Annotated in this window: 12 protein-coding genes; 8 read left to right on the top strand and 4 right to left on the bottom strand. The window is 65.4% G+C overall.

The annotated features are described in order from the left end of the window. Positions 1 to 16: 16 nt before the first annotated feature. The 5 genes from rpsD to CH286_RS00840 all read left to right on the top strand — a co-directional run bounded on the left by rpsD (position 17) and on the right by CH286_RS00840 (position 3,898). Positions 17 to 622 (top strand): 30S ribosomal protein S4, encoded by a 606-nt coding sequence (rpsD, locus tag CH286_RS00860; protein ID WP_008718223.1) that lies wholly within the window; start codon positions 17 to 19, stop codon positions 620 to 622. A 99-nt stretch (positions 623 to 721) separates the two neighbouring features. Next, positions 722 to 1,786, top strand: a complete 1,065-nt coding sequence (locus tag CH286_RS00855; RefSeq protein ID WP_032376654.1) for a DNA-directed RNA polymerase subunit alpha — start codon at positions 722 to 724, stop codon at positions 1,784 to 1,786. Between the two features lie 34 nt (positions 1,787 to 1,820). Beyond that, entirely contained in the window at positions 1,821 to 2,408 is a 588-nt protein-coding gene (gene rplQ / locus CH286_RS00850) for a 50S ribosomal protein L17 (RefSeq protein ID WP_032404669.1), read from the top strand. Positions 2,409 to 2,413: 5 nt separating this feature from the next. Then, on the top strand, positions 2,414 to 3,310 hold the full coding sequence (truA, locus tag CH286_RS00845) for a tRNA pseudouridine(38-40) synthase TruA (RefSeq protein ID WP_094608073.1): 897 nt from the start codon (positions 2,414 to 2,416) through the stop codon (positions 3,308 to 3,310). 30 nt (positions 3,311 to 3,340) lie between these two features. Continuing rightward, on the top strand, positions 3,341 to 3,898 hold the full coding sequence (locus tag CH286_RS00840; RefSeq protein ID WP_094608072.1) for an NADPH-dependent FMN reductase: 558 nt from the start codon (positions 3,341 to 3,343) through the stop codon (positions 3,896 to 3,898). A gap of 7 nt (positions 3,899 to 3,905) precedes the next feature. On the opposite strand, the gene eccE is transcribed toward CH286_RS00840, so the two are convergent. Then, positions 3,906 to 5,600, bottom strand: coding sequence for a type VII secretion protein EccE (gene eccE / locus CH286_RS00835; RefSeq protein WP_176458090.1), 1,695 nt, complete (start codon positions 5,598 to 5,600; stop codon positions 3,906 to 3,908). A 132-nt stretch (positions 5,601 to 5,732) separates the two neighbouring features. On the opposite strand from eccE, the gene eccB reads away from it, so the two are divergent. Beyond that, entirely contained in the window at positions 5,733 to 7,187 is a 1,455-nt protein-coding gene (eccB, locus tag CH286_RS00830; RefSeq protein WP_032404672.1) for a type VII secretion protein EccB, read from the top strand. A gap of 9 nt (positions 7,188 to 7,196) precedes the next feature. On the opposite strand, the gene mycP is transcribed toward eccB, so the two are convergent. The 3 genes from mycP to CH286_RS00815 form a co-directional block, all read right to left on the bottom strand. Then, the gene (mycP, locus tag CH286_RS00825; protein WP_255182529.1) at positions 7,197 to 8,549 is read right to left on the bottom strand and encodes a type VII secretion-associated serine protease mycosin; all 1,353 of its coding nucleotides are present in this window, start codon (positions 8,547 to 8,549) and stop codon (positions 7,197 to 7,199) included. A gap of 32 nt (positions 8,550 to 8,581) precedes the next feature. After that, complete coding sequence (gene eccD, locus CH286_RS00820) at positions 8,582 to 10,216, bottom strand: type VII secretion integral membrane protein EccD (protein WP_141215762.1); 1,635 nt, start codon at positions 10,214 to 10,216, stop codon at positions 8,582 to 8,584. A gap of 125 nt (positions 10,217 to 10,341) precedes the next feature. Then, positions 10,342 to 11,331, bottom strand: a complete 990-nt coding sequence (locus CH286_RS00815) for an LLM class flavin-dependent oxidoreductase (protein WP_094608114.1) — start codon at positions 11,329 to 11,331, stop codon at positions 10,342 to 10,344. Between the two features lie 247 nt (positions 11,332 to 11,578). Between CH286_RS00815 and eccCa the strand changes: the two genes are divergently transcribed. Next, entirely contained in the window at positions 11,579 to 15,577 is a 3,999-nt protein-coding gene (eccCa, locus tag CH286_RS00810) for a type VII secretion protein EccCa (RefSeq protein ID WP_094608069.1), read from the top strand. Beyond that, positions 15,574 to 17,031 (top strand): type VII secretion-associated protein, encoded by a 1,458-nt coding sequence (locus CH286_RS00805; RefSeq protein WP_094608068.1) that lies wholly within the window; start codon positions 15,574 to 15,576, stop codon positions 17,029 to 17,031. Before eccCa ends, CH286_RS00805 begins: the two co-directional genes overlap by 4 nt. The last annotated feature ends 6 nt before the right edge of the window (positions 17,032 to 17,037 follow it).

Here is a 17,037-nt window from a genome sequence, read left to right as displayed (position 1 = left end):
AGGAAAGGTTTAGAAAATGGCACGTTATACCGGTCCTATCACCCGCAAGTCGCGTCGTCTGCGCGTCGACCTCGTCGGAGGCGACCAGGCATTCGAGCGTCGTCCCTACCCGCCGGGCCAGCACGGCCGCGCGCGGATCAAGGAGAGCGAGTACCTGCTCCAGCTGCAGGAGAAGCAGAAGGCTCGCTTCACCTACGGCGTCATGGAGAAGCAGTTCCGTCTGTACTACAAGGAAGCCAACAGGGCCGCCGGCAAGACCGGTGAGAACCTGCTGACCATCCTCGAGACTCGTCTCGACAACGTCGTCTACCGTGCAGGTCTCGCACGCACGCGTCGTCAGGCACGCCAGCTGGTCACCCACGGCCACTTCCTCGTGAACAACAAGCGAGTGGACATCCCCAGCTACCGCGTCTCGCAGTACGACATCATCGATGTCCGCGAGAAGTCCGCACAGACACTGCCGATCCAGATCGCCCGCGAGAGCTACGGCGATCGTCCGGTCGCACCGTGGCTGCAGGTCGTTCCCAACCGTCTTCGCATCCTGGTTCACCGGGTGCCGGAGCGCGCACAGATCGACGTGCCGCTCCAGGAGCAGCTCATCGTCGAGTACTACTCGAAGTAAGGCGCAGCACGCATGTGAGTCTCCTCGCGAGGCTCGCATGCGTCTTCGCCTCCACACGTGGGCGTCAAATAGCGGACGCCCGTACAGGAGGAACACACAATGCTCATTTCACAGCGCCCGACGCTGACCGAAGAGGTCATCGCCGACAACCGCTCGAAATTCGTCATCGAGCCGCTCGAGCCCGGCTTCGGTTACACACTCGGCAACTCGCTCCGCCGCACCCTGCTCTCGTCGATCCCCGGCGCTGCTGTCACCAGCATCCGTATCGACGGTGTTCTCCACGAATTCACCACGGTCCCCGGTGTGAAGGAAGATGTCACCGACATCATCCTGAACCTCAAGGGTCTCGTCGTGAGCTCCGAAGAAGACGAACCGGTCACCATGTACGTCCGCAAGCAGGGCCCCGGCGCTGTCACCGCAGGCGACATCGTTCCCCCGGCCGGCGTGACGGTGAACAACCCTGATCTGCACATTGCGACCCTGAACGACAAGGGCAAGTTGGAGATCGAGCTCGTCGTCGAGCGCGGTCGCGGCTACGTCCCCGCCGTTCAGAACAAGGCATCGGGTGCCGAGATCGGCCGTATTCCGGTCGACTCGATCTACTCGCCCGTGCTCAAGGTCACCTACAAGGTGGAGGCCACCCGCGTCGAACAGCGCACCGACTTCGATCGGCTCGTTCTCGACGTGGAAACCAAGAATTCCATCACCGCGCGGGACGCGCTCGCTTCGGCGGGCAAGACCCTGGTTGAGCTCTTCGGCCTCGCCCGTGAGCTGAACGTCGAAGCAGAAGGCATCGAGATCGGACCCTCGCCCGCCGAGGCCGATCACATCGCTTCCTTCGGACTCCCCATCGAGGATCTGGACCTCACCGTCCGTTCCTACAACTGCCTCAAGCGCGAAGGTGTTCACACCGTCGGTGAGCTGGTTGGTCGTACCGAGTCCGATCTGCTCGACATCCGTAACTTCGGGCAGAAGTCCATCGACGAGGTGAAGGTCAAGCTGCATTCGCTCGGCCTCTCCCTCAAGGACAGCCCCGCGTCGTTCGATCCGACCACCGTGCCTGGCTACGACGCCACCACGGGTACGTGGAGTGACACCGACGCCGGCTCCTTCAGCGACACCGAAGGTGCCGAGCAGGACTACGCCGAGACAGAACAGCTGTAATCAGCTCGCTGGAGCTCTTACTAGGAGATTCATCATGCCCAAGCCCACCAAGGGCCGCCGTCTCGGCGGGTCGGCGTCGCACCAGAAGGCCATCCTGGCCAACCTGGCGACGTCACTCTTCGAGCACGGCCGCATCACCACCACCGAGTCGAAGGCCAAGCGCCTTCGTCCCCACGCCGAGAAGCTCGTCACTCATGCCAAAAAGGGTGATCTGGCCCATCGTCGTGAGGTTCTCAAGACGATCAACAACAAAGATGTCGTGCACAAGCTCTTCGCCGAGATCGGGCCTTTCTTCGCCGATCGCGACGGTGGCTACACACGCATCATCAAGACCGTCCCCCGCAAGGGTGACAACTCGCCGATGGCCATCATCGAGCTCGTCAACGAGCAGACGGTGTCCAACGAAGCCGACCGCGCGCGCCGCGTGAAGGCATCGAAGGCTGCTCCCGCCGCAACCGAGGCTCCGGCCGAGGAAGCGACCGAAGAGAACGTCGTCGAGGCTGTCGAAGCCGACGCAACGGACTCCGAGGTAGCGAACGCCGACGCAGTCATCGATGGCATCGAGGACAACGACGCTCACGCGTCGGACGCCCCCGAGGCCGAGGAAGCAAAGAAGGACTAGTCCTTTTGAGCTCCGCGCACGATCGAAGCGGGCCCGCCATTCCCCCAGGGGAAGGCGGGCCCGCTTTGTCGGTACCCAGCAGAATTCGGCTCGACATCTCCTACGACGGCACGAACTTTTCCGGATGGGCGCGTCAACCGGGTATCCGCACGGTTTGCGGCGTGCTCGAACAAGCCTTTTCCACCGTGCTGCGGCAACCGATCGAGCTGACCGTCGCCGGCCGAACCGACGCTGGAGTACACGCAACCGGTCAGGTGGCACACTTCGATGCCGTCGACGTTCCGGATGATCACGACCGACTGATCCGGCGTATGGCCCGGTTTCTGCCCACCGACGTTCGGGTACGGGCAATCAGCACCGTCTCCCGCGATTTCGACGCCCGATTCTCGGCGTATCGCCGACATTACGAGTACCGATTCAGCACCGCGCTGTATGGAGTCGACCCCCTCGACGTCGCCGGCGTCGTGTCCTGGCCACGGCCCATCGATCTGGACGCAGTACGCGAAGCGTCGCAGGCATTGATCGGACTGCACGATTTCGCAGCGTTCTGCAAGAGGCGAGACGGTGCCACCACGGTGCGAGAACTGCAGCGCTTCGACTGGGAACGCGACGGTGATCGGCTCACCGCGTACGTCAGCGCCGACGCGTTCTGCTGGTCGATGGTGCGGAGCCTCGTCGGTGCAATGCAGGCTGTGGGGGAAGGACGTCGCAGTCCGGATTGGGCGCGGTCACTGCTGACGCGTCGCGAACGGTCCAGTGAGGTGACAGTGGCTCCGGCACATGGACTCTCGTTGGTCCGCGTCGACTATCCGCCGTCCGACATGCTCGCTGCACGAAACGCGGCCACCCGAGAGGTGCGAACTGCGATCTCGGCCGACGGATGCTGTGGGGGAGAGGGCTGACGAACCGCCGCCGGGGCTACTGTCGGAACGATGCAGCCGATACAACTAGCCATCGTCGTCGGTAGTGTCCGCGCCGGGCGCATCGGACCCACGGTCGCGGCCTGGGTCCGCAGCGTTGCCGCCGAGCGCGCGAGCATCGAGGTGGTCGACGTGGACCTGGCCGACTTCGAACTGCCCGGAAACTTGGTCCCGAACGACGACACCGAGCGTTTCACCGCAACGATCGGGGCATGCGATGCGTTCGTGTTCGTCACGCCCGAGTACAACCACGGCGTTCCCGGATCGTTGAAGACGGCGCTCGACACCGTGAAGTACGAGTGGCGCGCCAAGCCGGTCGGATTCGTGTCCTACGGAGGCCTCGGCGGCGGAATCAGAGCTACCGAACAACTACGACAGATCACTGCGGAACTGCACATGGTGTCCGTTCGAGACGCCGTATCGGTGCACCGTGTGCGCAAGCGGTTCGACGACGAGGGTGGTATCGACGACGCCGCTGCCGTCGATGCCCTGGGTCGACTGCTCGATCAAGTCGAATGGTGGGCCAGTGCGGTGGCCGGCGGACGGAAGCGAATCGACTATCCCGGCTGAGAATTGGTCAAGCACGCACGGCTGAGCGCAGACTTCGTGGCCGACCGATGAACGCCGTCTCCTGCGGGATCGTCACCAGTGTCAGTTCGACGTCTAGCGGTCCCGAGAGCACCCTGATCCGGTCGCCCGAGGCGTGCGGTTGAACTATCGACACGTCCCACTCCGGCCGTGGCAGTCCGCGCGCATGTTCGGTGCCGTCGTTGCGCGGTACGTGCTCGGTCAACGACATCACGGTCACACCCGAAAGTCGTTGCTGGTCAGTCGGTTCGGATCCGTCCGCGAAGTCGTTCAGGATCACGTCGTACGACGTCCGAGATCGGATGGTGTGGCCGTCGACAGACAGGCGGTCGAGGGCGCCTATCGCGTCGAGGAGCGATCGCCATGCGTGTGGGCGGTCGCTCCGAACGAGAACTCTGGCTCCCGTAGCGATGGCGCGGAACAGCAGTTGCTGAGCGAGGTAGAGTTCCCCGGCGATCCGCACTCGGGCCAGGCCCGGCCCGAACAATCGCACCGCGACACCGTGTCCGGCGGCGTCGGAACCCAGGAGCTGGCCACAACCGCTCACCGGAAGGTCCAAGTCGTCGAGGCTCGACATCTCGAGAGTTCTATTGGGGGACAAGGACTTCAGCCCGGGTACTGCCAGCGGTAGCTGTGCGAAGATTCCGTCTCGTTGACTTCCGCTCATCGAGGTCAATCCGCGGACCGACGGTTTCGCGACTCGGGCGCGGGCGGCGAATCTGCACGATCCACGGATGCGAAGCTTTCCGATGTCGCGGGTCGGCTGCAGGTGGAAGGTCATCGTCGTCCCCAGGGACGGCGTCGACCACAGAGTGGCGATGTCTTCGGCAGTGATTGCGCTGCAGTCCATTCCGAAGCCGACGCTGGACACACCCGGCAAGGGTGCCGTCGACCACGTCTGTGTCAGATCGTCGGTACTCACTCCCCGACAGAGGTGCAACACAGCCGATCGAAGTTCTGCGCTCGTGAGCAGGCGCGAGGACAGGCCATCGGCCTGAAGAGCACGCAGGACGCGCGTGGTCGCCACGACGGCGGTGCGCGCTGCCCCGGCCCGGCTTCCGCCTCTGACCTCGATAGCCCGAGCGTTGGACCGCACGTCGAGAGTGACTGCTACCCATACCGTCCGCATCGCCACAGCGGGTAGCGGACCGATGAGTCCCTCGTACACCTCGGTGGCAGAAGAACCGGGTGAGCTGCGAAATCCGAGTGCAGCGATGTCGATCGACGAGACGGCGATGTCGTGTTGCCGAAGACACGACGCCAGCGTCTCGATGGGGAGGGTGTACCGCGTGTCCGCGCTCGCCCTGCCGAGAACCGTCGTCGTGTGCGCGGGCGGGAGAATCTCGATGATGCAGCTGACCGTGTTGCGCTGCCAGTGGACACCGACAGCCTGGCCCGTCGTGTCGTGATGGGCGGTGGTCACACCCACCTCGGGAAAACGGTTCGCGAGGAACCGCCAGAGGACCCGGAACCAGTCGACGATCGGTCTGCGGCGAATGGTCACGAACGGAACGAGTGCCACCGCCGCAGCGGCGACCAGTGCCCACAATGGCCGCACCTGCCCTGCGAGCAACGCAAGACTTGTTGCCACTGCAGCGATCTCGGCCGTGATCACGCGTCGGAGCGTAGGCGCGGCGAAAGGCATCGCGGTTCGCCCGAGCCCGATCGAACCCGTACGTGCCATCCGAACCCTCCCCCCGAAGGTTGCCGTACCCATCGATCGCCGCCGAAGCGGTCGCCGAGGTGTGCGGACGAACTGTACTGTGTCGCGTGACTCGAATGGGGATCGGGTCCGATCGAATCCTGGGGAGGAACTGTGGCGTCGACGCCCACAACGAAGTGGCAGGTTGGCGGCTACCGCTTTCTGGTTCGCCGAATGGAACACGCGCTGATCAGGCGTGATGCCCGAATGTTGCACGATCCGATGAAGTCGCAGTCCCGTGCACTGCTGGTGGGCGTCGTGATCGCCTGTATCGGTTTGGCGGGATGCGCCGCGCTGGCTCTGTTTCGGCCGCAGGACAAGATCGGCGATGCGTCGATCGTGGTCGGTAAGGATTCGGCCGCCATGTTCGTGAAAGTGAACGACGTGTTCCACCCGGTGCTCAATCTCGCGTCGGCCAGACTGGTGGTCGGCAAGCCCGACGACCCGTTGACGGTCAAGGAATCCGAACTCGCCTCGAGGCCTCGCGGAGCGCTGGTGGGGATTCCTGGCGCTCCCTCGGCACTGCCGCACGACCCCGATGGTCGCGCCGAAGCATGGACTGTGTGCGACACACTCGATCCGATCGCAGGGGTCACCTCGACCACGGTCGTCGCGGGTGATCTCCGGTACGACGACAGCGCAGCGCCACTTGCCGATACCGAGGCATTCCTGTGGACTTCGAACGGAACGGCGTACCTCGTGCACGACGGAACGAAGTCGCCGGTCGATCTGGCCGACCGGGCAGTGATCCGTGCACTCGGGCTCGAGGATGCCACACCGTCACCGGTGAGTGCCGGTCTACTCAATTCGGTGCCGCAGTCGCCCGCTGTCGCGGCACCGTTCATTCCCCGCGCGGGAGAGGCTCCGCAGTTTCCGTTCGACGGTCGACCGATCGGTTCGGTCGTCAAGGTGGCCGGTCGCGACGTCCAGTACTACGTCGTACTCGAGGACGGTATTCAAGCGATCAGCGAAACGGCTGCCCTGCTCATCAAGTTCACCGACTCGCAAGGCAGTCCCGACATCGCAGCGGTCAACCCCGACGTTCTCCGAGATGCGCCGAAAACCTCGGTGGGGCTTTCGGTCTCGACGTTTCCGGCGACGACCCCCGTGATCGTCGACGCCGGTGAGCGACCTGTCAACTGTCTCACCTGGGAACCGCTCGAGGTGGCCGACGGTGGGCCGACGGCTCGGCTCGTGGAGTCCGCCGGTCGCGGGTTACCGCTCGAGTCCGGCGCACAACCGGTCACGCTGGCTCAGGCCGATGGTGGAGGTGACGCCGTGGATCAGGTCTATCTGGCACCCGGCAGTGGCGGGTTCGTCCGCGGCACGGGAATCTCGACGTCGAGTACCCGTCAGGACAGCGTCTTCTTCGTGGCAGACACCGGGGTTCGCTACGGCGTCGAGGGCAGTGAAGCCGCGTCGGCGCTGGGGTTCGGGCCACCCGCACCGGCGCCGTGGGCGATCCTGCACTTGCTCGGCAGCGGTCCCACTCTCGGGCGCGGTCAGGCTCTGACGATGCACGACGGGGTTGCTCCCGACCCACAGGCCGCCGCGCTACCGACGAAGTAGCGCAACTCGTTACGGCCGGCCCCGCCGACGCAAAGGTATCGACAGTGCGAGACCGAGCGCCAGAATCACCGCGACCAGTACCGAACCTGTCACCGCTGCATTTCGCGGACGATGATCCGGTGCAGGCGGTGGAAGCGGAGCGCGCATCGCGACGCTGTCCGCAAGCGCGGCACGAGGTGCAGGCGTCAGGAGATCGGTCACCGCGGCGAGTGGATCGACGACGCCGTGACCGACGAACGGGTTCCATCCCTCGGCCGGTGCGTGCGCCGTTCTCTCGATTCGGTCCACCACTTCCAGCGCCGTCAGCTCGGGCCGGTGGGCGCGCACCAGTGCTGCGACAGCAGCCACCAGCGGTGCCGCGAAACTGGTTCCCGTCATGGGGTTCACACCGTCGTTGCCCCGAGTGCCGTTCGCCAGTCCGCTGCCCGAAGGCGACAGTGAGGTCATGTTCGAGCCCGGCGCGGCGACGTCGACCCACGGACCCGCAAGACTGAACGAGGACGGCGTGCCATCCGACTCGACCGAACCGACGGTCAACACGTCTTCGAACCAGGCCGGGGTTGCGATGGTCGCGAAGCCGTCCCACGGATCTGCATCGGGCCGAAGCGGATCCGCGTGCGGATTCTGCACCTGGCAGGCCGTGCTGCCCAGATTTCCCGCTGCGGCAACGACGACGACATTTTTCTCACGGACGGCGTAGTGCACCGCGGCACCGAGGGGGCCGTCCGGCACACCGCCTCCCGCGGGTACGCAGGCCACCTCCGAGATGTTGATGACCGACGCGCCGGAGTCGACCGCGGTCCTGATGGCCATGGCCATCGTGCGCACGTTCCCGTACCCCGCGGCGTTCTCCGGCTCGGCGGCTTTGTCCTCCTCGGGTCGGTTGTCGACAATCTGAAAAACATTGCTGGACTGGCGGATCGAGAGTATGCGTGCATCCGGGGCGCCGCCGGCGAATCCACTGCCCGGCGCGGTGTTCGCGGCGATCAAACCGGCGACCATGGTGCCGTGCGCATCGCAATCGAACAATCCGTCACCTGCACTGACGTAATCGCCGCCCGGGCCCAGACCCGATAAACGCGGATGAGCGGTGACACCGGTATCGATGACAGCGACCACCTGACCGGCTCCGCGAGTGATGGGCCAAACCGACGCGAAGTCCAGCGCTTTCTGCGCGGTCGGAGCCTCCTGCGGGTCGGGTGTCTCGGACGGAAGAGCGCACGCATTCTTCTGTTCCGTGGGCTCGAGAGGAGCAGGGGGACTCGGTGCAGGTAACTGGGCGGGATCGATCAGCGGACGTTCGGCACGAGCGGGAGAGACCCCGAGAACGGCATTCGACAACACGGCGAGAGCAGTGAGCACCGCAACGACGATTGTGTGCCGCCTACCCGGCGTCACAGCCCGCGGACGACGCTGTACAACCCGCACACCCACACGGCGACCGGGATGACCAGGGCAATGACGGCATACTCGAGGAGCTCGGCCGATCGTCGCATCACCGGCGAGTACGTGCGTGTCGGCACGAATGCGCCGAAGATCGATGCCGTCACGGCTCCGGCCATTGCCACGCCGAACAAAGCGAGGGAGTATTCGGGCAACGCGATCACGGCACCGACGAGGAGCGATAACAAAATCGTCGTTCCGCCTGCGACAAGCGGAACAGCATGTACCACAACGGCATAGGTGCGACCTCGCAGTAGGAGAACGAGAGCGCACAGCGCCGCGAGCGCTACCGCAGGCCACTCGCCGCCGCCCCCTGTATCGTCGGCCGCCGCAGCGAGAACTCCTGCCACCACGGCGACCGTGAACGCCAGCAGCAGACCGGTCAGGTAACTCCGCGCTCGTGCTGCGGCTGCCTGCAGATCCTCGAACGACATCGCGTCGAGTTCGGCTTCCTCGACCGTGTCCAGCGGTGCGCCTGCCGTGGGAACCGGCGGAAGCGGCAACTTGGCCTGCATCATCGACACGCGCGCGGAGAGAGCAATTCCCGTGAGACCCGCCAGAGCCGCAGCGGTGCCGATCGCCGGTTGCGACATCGTCGTGAACAGCGTGCACACAGCCGCGAGGAACGTGAGCAACGCCAGCACGATCGCGGCGGTGAACAACGCGAAGCCGGTTCCACCGATCCGCAGGGACAACAGGGCCGTCGCGCCGGCCATGGCCGAGCCCAACATCAGCTGCGCCGCACCGAATTGTCCTGGCACCAGCAGAGTTCCGCCGGTGAACATCAGCGTGACGGCACACCCGCCGAACAGCACCGCGACCGCGTCCTGCCGATACAGCCGCCCCAGAATCACCCCCGCGATCGCGAAGAGGATCGAGGCAGTCACCGCAGCGACTCCCCCCACGATATCGCCCACATTCTCGGCTCCGTCGCGAATCGGCCCACGCAACACCGTCGCGCACGCCAACAACACCAACGATGCGGTGACGACCGAGCCCACGGTTCGCGCAGTGCGTGCAGTCCAGTGTGGGACGTCGTCACTGCCCGCTCTCGCAACGGAATACATGAGGTCGTCGAAGAGTGGAACCGGTGCAGGCCGCTCGGCGACGCCCAAGACGAGCAACTCGCCGTCGCGAACCGACAGTTCGGCGAAGGTCGCCGTCGGCGACAGCGGAGGCAACCCGATTCGAGCAAGCGTCCACGCCACGGGCACGCCCTCGGACTCAGGATCGACGTCGTACCCCGCCACCCCGGGTCGTTCCGCAGGCTGCACTCCCGCCACCCCGGGTCGTTCCGCAGGCTGCACTCCCGCCACCCCGGGTCGTTCCGCAGGCTGCACTCCAGCAATTCCGGGTCGTTCCGCGGGCTGCACCCCAGCGATCATGTCGATGATCCCCGGAACGAGCAGTGAGACCGGAACGTCCACCGGCAGCGCCATATCCACCTGGGTGGACCTGGCCAACACCGTCACCCGGCAGACGTCCTGCGCGAATACGGAATGCGTTCCCGATGGCCGACGGTGTGCTTCTGCTGCGGTGGTCGACGGCCCTGGGCCGACCGATGGACGGCTGTCGGCGCGTGTCATGAAGATCCCCCCCGGATGTGTACTGTTCGCGTGCAGATGCCCGCCCCACTGGGCATCTGCGTGCACACCTTACGACATCACGACGACTCGCAATCGTCCTTCACACCGCTCGCGGACACTCGCGCTCAGGCTGCGACGAGGTCGCTCACCTGTGCAAGCAACTCGAAGGAGCGAAGCCACGATGCTCGATCGGACACGCCGGAGGCGACGATCAGCTCGTCGGCACCCGTGTGCTCGGCGAATCGATCGAGGTAGTCCTTGACCATGTCCGGGGTACCGACGGCCGAATACTTGGTCATCTTCGCGATCTGTTGTCCTGCCGGCGCTTCGAGAACCATGTCGGCTTCTTCGTCGGTGAAGGTCCGGCCTCGGCCGAGCAGCAGGCTGACGCGGCTGCGCTTGGTGCGGAGGAATTGAGCCTGCGCGTCGGCGAGTGAATCCGCCGCGATCACGTTGACACCCACGATCAGGTGCGGCTCGGCCAGCTGTGCCGACGGCCGGAAGTCACGGCGATAGATCGCGACGGCCTGTTCGAGCGCATCGGGTGCGAAGTGCGAGGCGAAGGCGTAGGGCAGTCCGAGTGCTGCGGCGAGTTGAGCACCGAAGAGCGACGAGCCCAGGATGTAGAGCGGCACTTCGGTACCGGCACCCGGCGTTGCGTTCACCCCGGGGATCAACGACTCCGTCGACAGGTACCCCTGCAATTCCTGGACGTCCTGGGGAAATCGATCTGCGGACTCGGGATCGCGGCGCATTGCGCGCATCGTCACCTGGTCACTCCCAGGGGCGCGACCCAGGCCGAGGTCGATCCGGCCCGGATGCAGGGTCGCCAACGTGCCGAACTGCTCGGCGATGGTCAGCGGCGCGTGATTCGGGAGCATGATTCCGCCGGACCCGAGCCGGATCCGCTCGGTATGGGCAGCGACGTGGCCGATGAGCACCGACGTAGCGGACGACGCGATCGACTTCATGTTGTGGTGCTCGGCGTACCAGATGCGTCGATATCCCCAGTTCTCGGCGTGCTGAGCGAGCGTGACGCTGGCGTCGAAGCTGTCGCGGACTGATTCGCCCTCGCCCACATGTGCGAGATCGAGGATTGACAGGGGTACGGACACGGTGGGAGCCAGCCTTTCGTTCGTCGAGCGCACGGCAAGGGAGCCGCATTCATGTGTAACTGCGTCGGGCGGCGTTCTATTTCTCGCAGCCCCGCGCAGTACGACCCCGGCGGCGGCGCCGAGTAGGGCAGGCGCTCGAAGTGTGCGTGGACCGCCCGGTCTGCGATGCGTTAGCCTGTCGTCCACGTGGCCTCGGGGGGAGGTCGCAGCGAGGCAGTTGTGGGGGCGCAGCCGTGGGGGCGGACCGATGAGTACCGTGCGCTTCGTTCGCGGCGCGCGCAGGGCAGTGCCCCGGTCGCCGGGCGGTGAGGTCGATCTGCAGCCACCACCCGAGATTCCGCGCGCAGTTCCCGGCAATCTGCTGATGAAATTGATGCCGTTGGTGATGGTCGCGGCCATGGTCGGGATGGTCGCGCTGATGTTCACCTCCGGTGCGGCGGCCAACCCGATGATGTTGATGTTCCCGGCCATGATGTTGATGTCCATGGTGGGAATGCTTGCTGGCGGCGGCAAGTCCGGGGGAGCACGTACGGCCGAGGCGAACGAGGACCGCAAGGACTACCTGCGCTACCTCGATCAGCTGCGCCGCGACGTCGCCGAGACGGAGCGTGCGCAGCGCAGGGCCCTCGAATGGAGCCACCCGTCACCCGAGACCCTGTGGTCGGTCGCCGGAACCGAACGAATGTGGGAGCGACGACAGTCGGACCCCGATTTCGCTCATGTGCGAGTCGGCCGCGGTGATCAAAGATTGGCCACCCGTCTGGTACCGCCGGAGACAGGACCGGTGGAGGAGCTCGAGCCAGTGTCTGCGGTGTCGCTGCGCCGTTTCGTGCGGGCGCATTCGGTGGTGTCCGCGCTGCCGACGGCGGTGTCGCTGAGGGGGTTCGCTGCGCTGTCGATAGCAGGCGATCGCGACTGTGCGCGAGCGATGGTGCGCTCGATGTTGGCCTCCCTGTGCAGCTTTCACGGCCCCGATCATGTTGCGGTCGCGATCGTCTGCGGTCCGGACACCGTGGAGCAATGGGAGTGGACCAAGTGGCTTCCACACACGCAGCACGACGCTGTGCGTGACGTCGCAGGGTCGGCTCGGATGATCTTCGGGAGCTTTCTCGAACTCGAAAGTGCACTTGGCGATGTGCTCGCCTCACGAAATCGGTTCGCACGCGGAGCAGTTCCGGTCGCCGGCGTAGTTCAGCTGGTGATCGTGGTGGACGGCGGACTTCTCGACAACAGGTCGACCGACCTCACCGACACGGGCCTCGATTCCGTCACGATCATCGACTTGTCCGGTCTCTGTCCCAGACTCGCTGCATCGCGCGGTCTCCAGTTGTTCGCCGAGAACGGATCGATCGGTGCCGTGAGCGGGACAGCGGTCGAGGTTTTCGCCGTCGCGGACTCGATGAGTACCACTCAGGCGCACGCCGTTGCCCGACGCCTGTCGCCGTTTCGTGCTCCGTCCGCGTCGTCGGTCGTCGATGCCACCGGCGACGACGGAGTGCGAGTCTCGGGATGGAACAGTCTGGTCGGGATCGCCGATGTCGGTGCCCTCGATACCGACCGGGCCTGGACGATGCGTCGCGGCCGCGACAGACTGCGGGTGCCGATAGGTGTGGCACCCGACGGGAGTCCGGTGGAGATCGATCTGAAGGAGTCGGCCGAGAACGGGATGGGACCGCACGGATTGTGCATCGGTGCAACGGGTTCCGGAAAATCGGAGTTCCTCCGCACGCTGGTGCTCGGATTGGTGGCAACGCACTCGCCCGAACAACTGAACTTGGTGCTCGTCGACTTCAAGGGCGGCGCGACGTTCGCAGGCCTCGAGTCCGCACCGCACGTCGCCGCGGTGATCACCAACCTCTCGGAGGATCTGGCGTTGGTGGATCGAATGCGCGACGCGTTGGCCGGCGAGATGAATCGTCGCCAAGAGTTGTTGCGCTCAGCCGGAAACTTCGCGAACGTCTCGGACTACGAGAAGGCGCGCGCCGCGGGGGCGAACCTGGCACCGATGCCCGCTCTGTTCGTGGTGGTCGACGAATTCTCGGAGCTGCTCAGTCAGCAGCCGGAATTCGCCGAGTTGTTCGTGGCGATCGGTAGGCTCGGACGTTCATTGCATATGCATTTGCTCCTGGCCAGTCAGCGCCTCGAAGAGGGAAAACTGCGCGGGCTGGACAGTCACCTGTCGTACCGAATCGGATTGAAGACGTTCTCCGCGAACGAGTCTCGCTCGGTGCTCGGCGTTCCCGACGCTTACCACCTTCCCGCGCAACCCGGTGCGGGCTACCTCAAGTGCGATTCTGCCGAAATCGTCAGGTTCGCTGCAGCGTACGTCTCCGGCCCCTACGAGCCGCCACGGTCGAGTATCGGTGCGCGAGCTGTGCTGGGAGCCGACGTCAGGCCGAGGCCCTTCACTGCCTACGCGGTACCACTCGATTCCATCGATGCCGGCCGTATCGAGGCCGCGCAGGCTCCCGTGGACGAACCGGAGCCGGCCGAGTCCGAGAACACCGGTGCAACGGTGCTCGATGTGGTCGTCGGACGGATACGCGGGCGTGGGATGCCGGCTCACGAAGTGTGGTTGCCGCCGCTGGATGCTGCCCCCACGTTGATACAGCTGCTGCCCGAGTCGGTCCTGACCGAGCGCATCGATCCACGTTCGGGTCTACGTGCTCCGATCGGGATCATCGATCGACCGTTCGATCAGCGCCGCGATCTGCTGACTGTCGATCTCTCCGGTGCAGCAGGTCACGTCGCTATCGTCGGAGCTCCGCAATCGGGGAAGTCGACGGCTCTTCGGTCGCTGATTCTGGCGCTGGCCATGACGCATTCACCCGCGCAGATCCAGTTCTACTGCTTGGATTTCGGCGGCGGAACGTTGGCCGGTCTGGCCGATCTTCCGCACGTGGGATCGGTTGCCAACAGGCTCGACGTCGATCGGGTTCGGCGGACCGTGGCCGAAGTTGCGGGTGTAGTGCGGCAGCGGGAAAAGACCTTCCGTGATCGCGGAATCGACTCGATGGCGGAGTTCCGGCGTCGACGTGCGACGCAGCCCGTCGATCCCGATGATCGGTTCGGGGACGTCTTTCTCGTCATCGACGGGTGGCCGTCCATCAGATCCGACTTCGAGAGCCTCGAACAGTCGATCGCTACCTTGGCCACCCAGGGCCTTGCATTCGGTCTGCATCTGATCCTCACGGCGTCGCGATGGGCCGAAGTTCGGCCTGCGACAAAAGATCTGATCGGTACCCGATTGGAATTGCGCCTCGGCGATCCGTCGGATTCGGACATGGGCCGTGCGAAGGCGGCGAGTGTTCCGGAAGGTCGGCCCGGCCGGGGTATGACCAGGGAAGGACTGCACATGTCGATTGCGCTTCCTCGAGTGGACCAGCGGAGTTCCGTCGACGATCTGTCCCGCGCTGTCGGTGAATCGGTCGCGGCGATCTCCGCGGCGTCCACGGGAACCCCTGCGCCGCCGGTTCGGATGCTTCCGGAGTTGCTCGAACGGTCCGCAATCCTCGCTCAACTAGGCGATGCGTGGCCTCGAACACGCGGCGGCACTCCCGAACTCGGAGTTCCCATCGGGATCGACGAGGCCGAGTTGGCGCCGGTGGTACTCGATTTCGCGGAGAATCCGCACTTTCTGGTGTTCGGCGACAGCGAGTGCGGCAAGACGTCTCTGCTGCGCGGGATCTGTCGATCGCTCACCCTGGCCAATTCATCCGATCGGGTCAAGATCATCGTCGCGGACTACCGCCGAACTCTGCTCGGCACAGTCGATTCCGACCATCTGGCGGGCTACGCCGCCTCGCAGGCGACTCTGACGAGCATGATCGTCGACCTCGCCGGTCGCATGAGCGACCGCATGCCGGGTTCCGATGTGACCCAACAACAGCTTCGCGACCGGTCCTGGTGGGATGGTCCCGAGGTGTTCGTCCTCGTCGACGACTACGACCTGGTGGCCACGTCGTCGGGAAACCCTCTGGCTCCGTTGGTGGAACATCTTCCGCACGCACGAGACATCGGGCTTCACGTCATCGTGGCGCGCCGCTCGGGCGGCGCAGGCCGGGCACTGTTCGACCCGGTCATCGGGCGGCTACGCGATCTGGTGACACCGGGTCTGGTGATGAGCGGAAGCCGCGACGAGGGGAACCTGCTCGGGACAGTACGGCCCAGTGCCATGCCGCCCGGACGCGGCGTCTTCGTCGATCGCTCCGGTCAGGCTCTCGTCCAGCTCGGGCATTCCAGTTGACCGACTGGTGGCGCTATGCGGCAGTGCATCTGGGGTATGCCGAGGTCTCGGTCGTCGCCACGAGCGGCCCGCTCGAGGGACCGCGAGAGTGCGTCGGCTCGGCATTCGCCACGGTCGAAGGTGGCCGGCTCGTGTTCGGTCGTGCCGACACAGCAGGGGAGATACCGCCCGTGCTGTGTATCGACGACCCGTACATCGCGGTGGGAACCTCGGTGTGGAACCGGGGCGAAGTCCTGCACGGGATCGTATGGTCGGCACTGCAGAACGCCGGGGTGCACGACCGACTCGATGTACTCGAGATCGCGTATCCGTCGATCTGGGGCGACGAGCGCACGGGTTTCCTTCGCGCCACGTTCGCGGCGTCGGCGAACGAGGTGGTGCTCGTGGAGACGGCCGCGGCCGCGATCGAGTCGTCGGGTGAACGTGCGCCGTCCGCCGCGGTCGTCGTCGAAGTGGGTGCTCTCGATACGACCGTGCTCGTCATCGACCCGTCGGGGGCGCACGGCGGTGACACCGGTGCCGTCGTCCCCTTCGGTGCAGGCGACGACGATGCCTGGCGGCAAGCGGTCGGTGACTACGTTCGTTCGTCGGTCTCGCACTGCCCGGACGAGGTATTCGTGGTGGCATCGGCGAACGCTGGAGCCGACCTCGTCGTCGATCGCAGCAACAGGTGGCTGACCGGACTCGATATCGCCAGGTCGCTGTATCGACGGGCCGGCGCGGATCTCGAATCGGCACCGTCCGTCCGTGCCGCGACGACTCGGTCGGCAGCGTGGCTCGACGACGTCATCGTGCCGTCCCCTCGGCGAAATCCGGTGTCCTCTCGAATCGCAGTCGCGGTCGGAGTCGCGGTTGCCGTCGTATCGACATGTGCCGCGGTGTATTTCGTCTCCAGTTCGCCCGGGAGGGTCGAAACCCCAGCAGCACAGCCATTTTCGCCGATCGTGGCACCGAGCAGCAGTACGTCGGCGTCTGCCGTCGATACGGCACCGGCGACCACGTCGACCGATGTACCTCTGCCGGTTCGAAGGGTGACGTTCGTATCGGGACGGGCCTCGATGCGTCTGCCGGCCACCTGGACGAGGCTGGACGACCCGGACCGCATGGTGTTGATTCCGCCGGTACCTCCGGACCGACGCATCGTCGTCACGGTGGCCGACCTGACGCCGGGTTCGACGCAGGAACAGGTGGCGGCCGAGCTCCGGTCGGCCGTCGATGCCCGTGGCCCGGACTCCACAATCGGGTCGCTCGAACCTGTCCGTGATTTCGGTAGTCGGGTCGGGATCGCCTACACGGAGACGCCCATCGACGATTCGACGGTGCTCTGGCGGGTGTTCGTCGAGGCCGATCTGCAGGTCAGTATCGGTTGCCAGTTCGAGGGCGACGACTCGGCCGTGATCGACGCCGAATGCGACCTGGCCACCCAGAGCCTGGAGATCGTCCCGGCGTCGTGAGAGCCG

The sequence above is a fragment of the Rhodococcus sp. WWJCD1 genome (genome assembly GCF_002258735.1).
In the GTDB taxonomy this organism is placed as follows: Bacteria; Actinomycetota; Actinomycetes; order Mycobacteriales; family Mycobacteriaceae; genus Rhodococcoides.
This window is presented reverse-complemented; position numbering and strand designations above follow the sequence as displayed.

Bases quoted from the DNA above. Each gene is read 5' to 3' on its own strand.
- rpsD (WP_008718223.1), top strand. From the start codon at position 17: ATGGCACGTTATACCGGTCCTATCACCCGCAAGTCGCGTCGTCTGCGC.
- CH286_RS00855 (WP_032376654.1), top strand. From the start codon at position 722: ATGCTCATTTCACAGCGCCCGACGCTGACCGAAGAGGTCATCGCCGAC.
- rplQ (WP_032404669.1), top strand. From the start codon at position 1,821: ATGCCCAAGCCCACCAAGGGCCGCCGTCTCGGCGGGTCGGCGTCGCAC.
- CH286_RS00840 (WP_094608072.1), top strand. From the start codon at position 3,341: ATGCAGCCGATACAACTAGCCATCGTCGTCGGTAGTGTCCGCGCCGGG.
- eccE (WP_176458090.1), bottom strand. From the start codon at position 5,600: ATGGCACGTACGGGTTCGATCGGGCTCGGGCGAACCGCGATGCCTTTC.
- eccD (WP_141215762.1), bottom strand. From the start codon at position 10,216: ATGACACGCGCCGACAGCCGTCCATCGGTCGGCCCAGGGCCGTCGACC.
- eccCa (WP_094608069.1), top strand. From the start codon at position 11,579: ATGAGTACCGTGCGCTTCGTTCGCGGCGCGCGCAGGGCAGTGCCCCGG.